Origin of the sequence: Sedimentibacter sp., assembly GCF_033447055.1 — a bacterium.
In the GTDB taxonomy this organism is placed as follows: Bacteria; Bacillota; Clostridia; order Tissierellales; family Sedimentibacteraceae; genus Sedimentibacter.
Genome location: NZ_JAWQJF010000006.1, coordinates 1 through 10,513, shown reverse-complemented (window position 1 = coordinate 10,513; position 10,513 = coordinate 1). Strand labels below are relative to the sequence as shown.

Annotated in this window: 12 protein-coding genes; 1 reads left to right on the top strand and 11 read right to left on the bottom strand. The window is 34.0% G+C overall.

From position 1 onward, the window contains the following. The 6 genes from SA378_RS00540 to dapA all read right to left on the bottom strand — a co-directional run. Positions 1-564, bottom strand: a 564-nt coding sequence (locus tag SA378_RS00540; RefSeq protein ID WP_318524046.1) for an ABC transporter ATP-binding protein, incomplete at its 3' end; no start/stop codon positions are given. Next, on the bottom strand, positions 542-1,327 hold the full coding sequence (locus SA378_RS00535; RefSeq protein ID WP_318524045.1) for an ABC transporter permease: 786 nt from the start codon (positions 1,325-1,327) through the stop codon (positions 542-544). The genes SA378_RS00540 and SA378_RS00535, both read right to left, overlap by 23 nt. Next, on the bottom strand, positions 1,302-2,303 hold the full coding sequence (locus SA378_RS00530; RefSeq protein WP_318524044.1) for an ABC transporter substrate-binding protein: 1,002 nt from the start codon (positions 2,301-2,303) through the stop codon (positions 1,302-1,304). The genes SA378_RS00535 and SA378_RS00530 overlap by 26 nt, the downstream gene beginning before the upstream one ends. Before the next feature lie 187 nt (positions 2,304-2,490). Next, positions 2,491-3,021 carry a chromate transporter gene (locus SA378_RS00525; protein WP_318524043.1) on the bottom strand — a complete coding sequence of 177 codons (531 nt, stop codon included), beginning with the start codon at positions 3,019-3,021 and terminating at the stop codon, positions 2,491-2,493. Then, on the bottom strand, positions 3,018-3,572 hold the full coding sequence (locus tag SA378_RS00520; RefSeq protein ID WP_318524042.1) for a chromate transporter: 555 nt from the start codon (positions 3,570-3,572) through the stop codon (positions 3,018-3,020). The genes SA378_RS00525 and SA378_RS00520 overlap by 4 nt, the downstream gene beginning before the upstream one ends. A gap of 238 nt (positions 3,573-3,810) precedes the next feature. Continuing rightward, positions 3,811-4,686, bottom strand: coding sequence for a 4-hydroxy-tetrahydrodipicolinate synthase (gene dapA / locus SA378_RS00515; protein WP_318524041.1), 876 nt, complete (start codon positions 4,684-4,686; stop codon positions 3,811-3,813). A gap of 117 nt (positions 4,687-4,803) precedes the next feature. Here dapA and SA378_RS00510 point away from each other — a divergent pair, with 117 nt between their 5' ends. Next, positions 4,804-5,787, top strand: coding sequence for an aspartate kinase (locus SA378_RS00510; protein WP_318524040.1), 984 nt, complete (start codon positions 4,804-4,806; stop codon positions 5,785-5,787). 61 nt (positions 5,788-5,848) lie between these two features. On the opposite strand, the gene SA378_RS00505 is transcribed toward SA378_RS00510, so the two are convergent. From SA378_RS00505 to SA378_RS00485, 5 genes are all read right to left on the bottom strand, one after another. Next, complete coding sequence (locus SA378_RS00505) at positions 5,849-6,427, bottom strand: dipicolinate synthase subunit B (RefSeq protein WP_318524039.1); 579 nt, start codon at positions 6,425-6,427, stop codon at positions 5,849-5,851. Further along, positions 6,418-7,293 (bottom strand): dipicolinate synthase subunit DpsA, encoded by an 876-nt coding sequence (gene dpsA, locus SA378_RS00500; protein ID WP_318524038.1) that lies wholly within the window; start codon positions 7,291-7,293, stop codon positions 6,418-6,420. Before dpsA ends, SA378_RS00505 begins: the two co-directional genes overlap by 10 nt. A gap of 385 nt (positions 7,294-7,678) precedes the next feature. After that, entirely contained in the window at positions 7,679-8,602 is a 924-nt protein-coding gene (locus tag SA378_RS00495; RefSeq protein WP_318524037.1) for a hypothetical protein, read from the bottom strand. Beyond that, the gene (locus SA378_RS00490; protein WP_318524036.1) at positions 8,599-9,273 is read right to left on the bottom strand and encodes an RNA polymerase subunit sigma; all 675 of its coding nucleotides are present in this window, start codon (positions 9,271-9,273) and stop codon (positions 8,599-8,601) included. The genes SA378_RS00495 and SA378_RS00490 overlap by 4 nt, the downstream gene beginning before the upstream one ends. Before the next feature lie 534 nt (positions 9,274-9,807). After that, positions 9,808-10,513, bottom strand: a 706-nt coding sequence (locus tag SA378_RS00485) for a glutamate synthase central domain-containing protein (RefSeq protein ID WP_318524035.1), incomplete at its 5' end; no start/stop codon positions are given.

Below are 10,513 nucleotides of genomic sequence, written 5' to 3'. Positions count from 1 at the left end.
TCCGAGCAAAAGAGCCTCTCTAATATCATGAGTAACAAAAACTATATTTTTCGGATTGTTTTCCCACAATTTATAAACAAGCTCAAGCATGCGCAATTTTAAAGGTTCATCTAATCCTTTAAATGGTTCATCCATCAAAAGTAAATCCGAGGGAACCATAAACGCACGTGCTAATGCAGCTCTTTGTTCCATTCCACCGCTCAATTGCGATGGATATGATTTTTCATAACCATCAAGTTCTACCCTCGTAAGCCATTCATTAATTATTTCTTTCCTATTAGATTTATCTCCAAGAACAAAATCCATATTTTTTTCTAAAGTCAACCATGGTATTAATCTAGGTTTCTGAAAAATATAGCTAATATTTTTTTCTGCTACATTTAAAATTTCACCACTGTCAGCAGTATATCTGCCCGAAAGCAAATTAAGTATTGTAGATTTTCCGCACCCCGATGGTCCCACCAAGCAAATTATTTTCTTCTCTTCTATTTCAAATTTAATATTTTCTAAAACTTTAACATCACCAAAAGACTTATTAATATTATGAAATTGTATTGAGCTCATATGATTCCTTCCACCTCTGAGTTTTTTTGTATATTAAGCTGATAATACGCTGACATATACAATTCAAGGCTACGATTACAACAGTAATGGCTATAATCTGGTCTGTCACTAATGCCGTTCTCAAATACCCCATTCTAGCCCCAAGTCCATCCGGTACTGTAAGCAATTCGGCCATAATCAAGGTTTTCCACATAATTCCCAACGTTGCTTTCGACGTAGAAATAATATGCGTTGATATAGCCGGCAAATAAATATATGTAAGTATTTTTGCAGATGATACTTTAAAAATACGTGCCATATCAAGCAAATCACAATCTATGCTCTCATACCCTTCAAATACACTTATGGTTACAATTGGAACCAATGTTATAATAAGAATAAACAATATAATTGTTGAATCAAATGGGAACCATATCATTGCCAACAAAATCCAAGATATTCTGGGTATTGATTGTAATATAACAATATATGAATAAAAAATTTCTTTTATAGGTTTTGCCATGTAAAAAACTGTAGCAACAATAACTCCTAATGCCATACTTAAAATATATCCAATCATCCCCCTTGAAACCGTAATAATGATATCTCTATAAAACTCTTTTTCCTGGCACAGTTGCACAAAACCCTCCAGTACCTCTGCCGGTGAAGGTAATACGATAGATATATAATGCATAGCGGCGCATTCCCAAGCCAGCAAAAAAATTGCTGCAGATATAAATTTCCTTAATATGTTTTTATTATTTTGACTCAAATAATTTCTCATAGAATCCTTCATCCGGTAACACACCTTCCAACATCGTCGAATCAATTTCTAATGCTAAATTAAAATATGTTTCTAATACTTCTTTAGAATCTTCTATTGAATGGAATTCCATATCCATATTTTTAACTGCTGACGCTAATACACCTGCATTCGGACCTTGCATATATTTTGCTCCTAATTCACCTGCTTCTTCAGGATTATTCTTTATCCATTCTATAGCTTTTTTGTATTCTTCCTGAAATAATGCAACAATTTCTTCGTTAGATTCTAAAAATTCATTTGTTAAAACAGTTCCACCCTGAGGAATTTTTATATTGTAAGCTGCTTCATATTCATTACCTAAATCAAATGCAGTTGTTATCTCTTTATTTTTCATTTTCACCTGACTGATAAATGGTTCTCTTAATACAAATAAATCAATATCCTTTATGTCGCTTACTACCATTTGAGTTAATTCACTCGTTGAAATTCTGTTAACTTCTAGATCTGTTAAATTGATATTGTTAGCTTTCAATACAATCTGGAGTAAATAATCAATAGGACCACCTTTATCTCCAATCCATAACTTCTTGCCTTTTAAATCTTCCCATGTTTTTACATCATCCCTGACTGTTAATATTTCAAATGTAGCCCATGTAGATACATCCATAAGACGCACCCCAACGCCCTCATTGTATAAATTTGCCGCTTCTTGTACGCCAAAATTTGCCATGTCGATATCACCTTTAATAACTTTTGCCGCAGCTTCTTGTCCACTTTTATGAATTGCAATATCCAATTGTATATTATCACCTAAAACATTGTTTTCTTTCATATAAAATAACGGAATACTATTTGGAGCATTCGGTGTAGTAATTCTAATAGTTTGTTTTTCTGTTCCTGTTTCTACTTTTTCATTATTATCTGATTGTGACTGACACCCTCCTAAAACAAGTAATGACATTGCTAATAACAATGATATAATTCTCTTTTTCATATCCTTTACTTCCCTTCTTTATGTTAATAAATAATATTTTTACCAATATTATTTATTAAATTTTGGTTAGCTGTAGCTAACTTACATTATATTTTACACTTTTGTTATTAAAATGTCAATCAAAAGATTTACTATATAATTTAAACTTAAATTTAATCTTAACTATTTAAGACCTTTTATTCTGTAATTAACGAACAAATAACAGACCTAATAAAGCAGATGTTACAATAAGCTTGGGTACATCCAAATCCCACTTCCATATCAAAAATGTAATAACACCGCCAATAATTATACTTGTCCAATCTGGAACCATGTTTACAAAGTAGCTGCTTACACTTAATGTGACAATGGTTGCGACAATTAAGCCAATACTTACCGGACGTATAAAAGACAACGCACTTTGCATAACTTTGCTATTTTTGAAACGTTTAAAAAAGATTGCTGCAAGCAAACAAATAGTAAGAGTAGGCATCAATACACCTGTTGTAGCACATAGAGCCCCCGGAATTCCTGCAACACGCATTCCGGAAAAAGTGGCACAATTAATGCCCAATGGTCCAGGGGTCATTTCTGCGATAGCAACAATATCCAACACCTCTGAAGCAGTCATCCAACCATGCCTTAACATTTCCGCATTAATTAATGGAACCATAGACACTCCTGTAAAACTGGTAACACCTATTAACGAAAACGAAAAAAGCAACTCAAGTAAAATCATACCTCAATCCTCCCTGCTGTTAAAACACCTGCAAATGCTGCAAATAAAACAATAATGCCAATACTCACATTACTGAACAGACAAAATGCAAATGCAACTACTGCAAGACCATAACTAATTTTACTCTTAAATGCAGACTTACGCATTTTAAACGCAGCAGATCCTATTATTGGAACGACGGCTGCACGAATACCTACTAGCGCATGGGCAGCATATGAATTATCTTTCACCATGTCGTAAAATATAGCCACTAAACTTAGTATAATCAACGACGGTAGTACAATACCAATAAGAGCTGTGAACCCACACAGTATACCCCCAACATGGTAGCCAAACAGCATACTAATATTAGTAATCATCATACCAGGCAATGATCGACCTACCACAGTAATGTCAAGTAATTCCTCCTCGGTAATCAACCGGCGTCGCTCAACGAACTCCTTTTGCATTTGGGTCAAAATGCTCCAACCGCCACCAAAAGTGAAAAATCCTATTTTTAAAAAAAATATTAAAATTTCAACAGCCATTTTAAGTTTTTCTTTTTTAATCACAAATTATCCCCTTTCAACTTTCTGGTTAAATATTTAAAAAAATCAAATGCTTCCATCTACTGTTACAACATATACAAACCCTCTCATTTACGTAAAACAAGAGGGTAATAACCAAATCAACTACAATGACACAAAGTAACAATTATCGCATTCCACTACAGTATACATCTTTCAGTCTCATTCATCAACAAAAAACCAGTGATTTTGTTAAAAATTATACCCAAATTATTTATATAATTTAAATTTTTCCTAATTTCTTTAAATCTTTCCTTAAAACTTTTAACACATTCTCCCTCGCACTAGTTAAAGGAAGTCTTACTCCTCCTACATGTATTCCCATCAAATTTAATGCTGCTTTCACCGGTATTGGATTTGCTATTATAAATAAGTTTTTAAAGATATCTAATAGTTTCAAATGTATTTCCTTTGCCTTCTCAGCATCATTGGATATGAAAGCATCTATCATTTCTTTCATTTCAGGACCTACTACATGAGATGCTACACTAACTATTCCATAGCAGCCTATTGACATTGCCGGAAGTAACATAGAATCATCTCCTGAATAAACTAAAAAGTCCTTAGGAACGCGCTTTATTATTTCTGCAAATTGGATTATGTTTCCACTAGCCTCCTTTAATGCTACTATATTATCAATTTGAGCAAGTTTCTCTACCGTTTCAGGCAACATGTTGCACCCGGTTCTTCCAGGTACATTATATAATATAATTGGTAAATCAACAGATTCTGCAACTTTCTCAAAGTGACAATACAAAGAATCCTGATCAGGTTTATTATAATATGGAGTAACTACGAGAAGTCCATCAACCCCCGCCTTTTGTGCCGCCTTTGCATTTTCTATAGTGGTCTTTGTATTATTTGTACCCACCCCTGCAATTATAGGAACATCTACGCATGTCTTTATAATCTTATATAAATTTATTTTTTCATCATCTGTTAGGGTTGGAGCTTCTCCGGTAGTTCCTGTTATAACCAAAGCAGTACTACCCTCCTCAACTAATTTAATTGCCAGTGAACCAGCAGCTTTGAAATCAACATTTAGTTCTTCATCAAAAGGTGTTACCATAGCCGTTATCAATCTTCCCCATTCAACCATATTATTTCTCCTTTCAAAAAAATATTGTAATCCATTTTATGAAATTATTTAGTATTTGCTAACAAAAATGAGTCTCTTGAATAAAATAAAAGCAAGACCTTATTTAGGAGGTAAAAAATGAGCATTGTAGTTCAAAAATTTGGAGGAACTTCTCTGAGAAATTTAAGCAATCAAAGCGAATTCCTTAAACTAGTAAAAAAAGAAGTTCAAATTGGCAGCAAGCTTGTTGTAGTGGTATCCGCTATGGGCAGAAGAGGAGACCCTTACGCTACTGATACTTTAATAAATCAATTAGAGAATATAAGTACCATAATAAATCCGAGAAAAAAGGATTTGATAATGTCAGTTGGAGAAACAATTTCTGCCGCTTTAGTATCTCATTTGTTTGAAAGTGAGGGTTTACCCTCAGAAGCCTTAATGGGATTTCAAGCCGGAATAATTACAGATAATACATTTAATCAGGGTAAAATAATTAAAATCAATACAAATAAAATTCAAGGCTATTTAAATGAAAATAAAATTGTAGTCGTTGCAGGATTTCAAGGAGCTACAGAGAGTTTGGATATAACTACACTTGGTCGGGGAGGTAGTGATACAACAGCTGTAGCACTTGGCGTAAATTTAAATGCCGAAAGAGTAGATATATTTACCGATGTGCCCGGAGTTGCTGTTACTGATCCAAGGGTAGTGCCAAATGCTAAATATATTAAAAAAATTTCCTATAATGATATGTATAAGTTGGCAATTAACGGAGCAAATGTAATTCATCCATATGCAGTTTTACTGGCAAAGCAATATAATATACCTATAAGAATCCTATCAACATTTACAGATGATCCGGGTACACTTATTTCCAACGATACAACCAATTTAAAAATAATAGGTTTTGGAATTAAAAAACAAGAAAGTAATTCAGTTATATCATTTATTTTCAATAGTGACTATAAAAATGAAATTATCCAAAAATTAGATAAATTCTTATTGGACGAGAAAGAACATTTAATAAATATAGAATATTCTAGTGATAAAGTTTCTATAGTAGTTAATAATGAAGTGCTTGCTGAGTTTTTACAAAGATTATATTTTAATTTCATTCAATAAAATAACGGTGCAAATTCTGCACCGTTTCGTATGCCCTAACCCCGTTTTTCAGATACTGTACTTATACTAATAAAGGCTGAAGTTGTTCACCTAGTATTGCAGCTTCTATTGTTTCTTCGATCTTATCAAATTTAGCTATTAGGGAATTTGGCTTATTCACTGCATCATCCTGACCAAAAGGCACAAAGTAAATCTTTTTTGTATTTAATAACAACCCAATATTTTTAGCACTGGCTCCAAGTCCATCATTAGTTGCTATTGCTAAAACCAAAGGCCTTTGATTTCTTAAATGAGCTTTACAAGCCATGGTTACTGACGTATCGGTTATTGCATTTGCAAGCTTAGCTGTTGTATTACCTGTACACGGAGCAACTACAAGAACATCAAGTTTTAATTTGGGCCCTACAGGTTCAGCTTCAACTATTGTCTTGATTAATTCCTTACCTGTAATCTCTTTTAATTTATTTTTCCATTCTTCCGCTGTACCAAATCTTGTATCATAAGTATCTACAGCGTTTGATATTATTGGATAAATATCTGCTCCTTTCTTAGCTAAATCCTCGATTATTGGAAACACATTTCTAAAATTGCAGGATGAACCAGTTAGTGCAAAACCTATTTTTAATCCTTCTATTGACATATTTTAAAATTTACCTCCTCTATGATATTGTAGATTGTGTCCTTAATAACCATAGCGGCAGTTACTGGTGCTACCTTTCCCGGAAGACCTAAAGCGCTTATAACCTTAATCTCCAGTTCCTTTGCAGCCTCTAAATCAACTCCACCTGGTTTTGATGCTAAGTCAATTATAATACAATCATTATCAATGCTTTTTAGCAATTCTTTGTTTAATATCATCTGGGGTATAGTATTAAAAACAATATTCATCCTTGGCAAATATGTTTTTAGCTCTCTTATGTGTATTGGAATATAGCCATAGTTCTTTATCCATGCAAGATCACTATATTTTCTTGCTTCCACATGTACATTTGCCCCAATTCCATATAGCGTCTTTGATAAAGACTTTCCAATTCTCCCATAACCTAAGACTATAACATTTGAATTATGAAGAGTAATAGGTGTTTCTTCCATTGCAATTTGAATGGCTCCTTCAGCTGTTGGTATTGCATTTAAAACCTGCATTTCTTCTCTTTCAAAATAATCGGCTGATTTAAGATTATTATTCTTTAGTTTTTCTTCATATTCAATGTTAAATTTTCCACCAACAATCATTTGCTTTTCAGACATCAAGTTAAATACCTTGTCGATTGGAATTACTTCAATTGAAAATGGGGCATTTACGTTTATATTGTCTGTAGAAAATGGCAATGGACCTACAATAACATCAGCATATTCAATTGCTTCGTCTAGTCTTACTGATTCGTATTTGTACTGCTCCAGACTGTCAAAACCATAAATACAAACAACATTTCCGTCTTTCATTAGTAATTTACCAAGCTCTAAACTTCTTTTATCTCCACCTAATATGGTATATTTTAATCCCATATTACTCCTCCTTATAGAGTTTTTCACACTGCTATATCTTATGCTAAAATGGAGTTTTCGTGAAAGTGGGACAAAAAGAGTATTGAATATACTAACAAATAAAAAAGAGACTTTAGTTTAAGTCATCTAAATTCTATATTATAATATTTTTTAAATTATTTTACAATAAATGTAACAAGAGGAAGTCTTTATGGCGACGACCCATTCACCCGAGGATTTTGAAAAATTGCTTTTTAAAATAAACTATAACCATAACATTTATCTAATAAAATTAGAAGCCCTTGACACATTGCAAAAGGCCTCTAATGATTCGCTGTTACGGTCTTCCACCTACAGGAACTTCTGGTTTTTCAGGTGTTTCCGGAGTTACTGGTGTCTCTGGTTTTTATTCTGCTACATTATTTTGCATTGCATTAGCACTTGGTGCTTTTTTATCTGAAGCAGGTGTGTCAACTGGTGAGTTTCCTTCTTGACTTCCAGCTTGTTCTGCTTTACCTTGAGCATTTTGTTCCTTTAACCCTTCATTTTCAGCTGGTTCACCATTTTCTTCTTCAGTTTGTGAATTTACAGCAGCTTCTTCAGCTCTCGCCTTGCCTTCTTCTCCCTTCGATGCTGTGTATTCTTTCATAATATCTTTGATAGAAGTTCCAGCATAATCATCCGCTTTTTCAGGATCAATCCCGAGTAAGTTAACAATGACATTATATTTACCAGGTGTCATTCCTTCAATGGCTTTTGCTGACTGTACCATTTCATAGCCAATGGCTCCAGCTGTTACTTCAGCTTTTACACCATTTTCCTCAATTTCCTCTTCCACTGCGTTTTGCAACTTTCCAGCCAACCGTTCAGCCTTATCTTCATTTTTCGCAGTAGTAGCAATCAAAATGTTACCGCCTTCTCCATCAAAATATCCCAATTCTTTAACACGTTCGACAGCCAAGGATACAGCATCCTCGATGTCTTTGTTTTTTAAATTTAGTCCTGCAAGCACTTCTTTTGCATCTTCATTAGCCGCTTCCATCCCAATGACACGTTCAAACATATTAACTTCCATCAAAATCCCAGGATTCACATCTAAACTCACATAGTAAGAAGGTGTCGCATATGTATATACACCGCCTACCAACATCATAACAAACATTGCTGCTGCCACCATGGCACTGAATCTTCCTTTTTTTCGTATTTTCGTTTCTTTCATTTTCACCACATCTCCAATCTTTAAACTTTTGCTCTTAATTTTTACGATAGTTCCATCTTCCTGTATTAATGCAGCAAATCCGTCGTTAATCTCCAATACTGTCGCTTTCATCTCATATCCTCCTCCTTGATATAGCTTAAATAATCCGAGAGATACGGATAATCCCCATGGAGTATTTCAGCTGCTGCTATTAAGTATTTACGATGACGTTCTAATATTTTTCGGGGTACACCTGCATTTTTTTCTATTATTTTAGCTGGCAATTGTTTTGAGGCACGCATCTCCTTTACCAATATAGGATTGTTCAAAATATATGATACGGCTTTGGCACAGGCCGTTTTCGTTTTACTAACCTTTGGGGAGCAATCAACTAAATCCATAAATCTAAAATCATAACTATTAAGAACTTGCGTTATAGCTTCAATTTCCAATTTCAGATTATTATCATTATATTCAACAATGGCCTCATCTTCAATCCGCTCAACCCGAATCTCCACGCTGCGTCTCCCTTGAACTCTATAGTAATCTACAAGATTTTGATGGATGATTAGTTCAGCAAACGAAATAAAACTACCCCTCTCATAATCATATTTTTTTATAGCATCAGAAAAGGCAACCAACGCAATTGCCCACTCATCGTCGTTCTTTGATATAAAATGCTTGGCTGTCTTTGAAGCAGTTTTTAATATTAAAAATTCGTGTTGCTTAATAAACGCAGATAACTTCTCGTCGTCATTCGCAACCTGAACAGCTATTTGATCAATTTCTCGCAGTACAATCACCTCCTGACATGTTTGCGACAAACTTGCCCAAGCAGCAAGTGAACAACCTAGGTTTTCTTACTGCCTATTACTCTGTAAGCCACTATAAAAAGATTAATGTGAGAGCCAAAATGTAAAAATGCCGTATTTGGCAAATACCCCATTTAATATTTCAGTTTTTAGTTTATATACAATATATACGATGACTTACCATTATTTTTTGGGGTATGCTTAAATTTCTACCCTAACTAATAAATATTTATCTATTAAAATCTAATTTATTTTTACAAAACTGCTTGAAATACGACCATCCTTTAATGATCAGAAATTCAATATCGTCATAAATAAAAATCGTTACTTCCAACAAATTGTTTACCCTTTAACACAAAAATTCCCTCAAATTTCCATTCAAGGGAATAAAACACACCAAAATATTAACATAAAAATCTATAAACCATTTAAAAAGCATCCAGATCATGGAAGAATTCAAAATGACTTCACAAAAGCTCCTGACAATGCTATCGATTATCAGGAGTTATATATTGTTTATTTATTTTATGCCATGAACAACTTGATATCATCATCAACTGTACCAATACCTGCAATTCCGAATTTCTCAACCAAGACTTTTACCACATTCGGAGATAAAAATGCTGGCAGTGTTGGTCCCAGATGTATGTTTTTTACTCCCAGATAAAGTAATGCCAAAAGAACGATCACTGCTTTTTGTTCATACCAAGAAATATTATAGGCAATCGGCAACTTGTTAATATCATCAAGTCCGAACACTTCCTTAAGTTTAAGCGCTATAACCGCCAGTGAATAAGAGTCATTACACTGACCCGCATCAAGTACTCTTGGAATTCCCCCAATATCACCCAAATTTAACTTATTATAACGATATTTGGCACAACCGGCAGTCATTATTACCGTATCCTTTGGAAGCTTTTGTGCAAATTCTGTATAATATTCTCTTGACTTCATTCTACCATCACACCCAGCCATGACGAAGAACTTCTTAATTGCACCGGATTTAACAGCATCAACAGCTTCGCTGCAAATTTCTTCCAATCTGTTTCTCATATCGTGATGCATAAACGGATTGAAGAGAAGTGGAATTGTCTGTGACTTAAATAATCCACGCGCTATATGACGAATCTTTTCCATCTGAGAATTGGAAAGAAGCGGATGTTCAAGCTCTAAACGATTTGCATGCTGAGGTGTTTCATCCAAAAGATTTTGTTCCGGACCAACGTAAGTT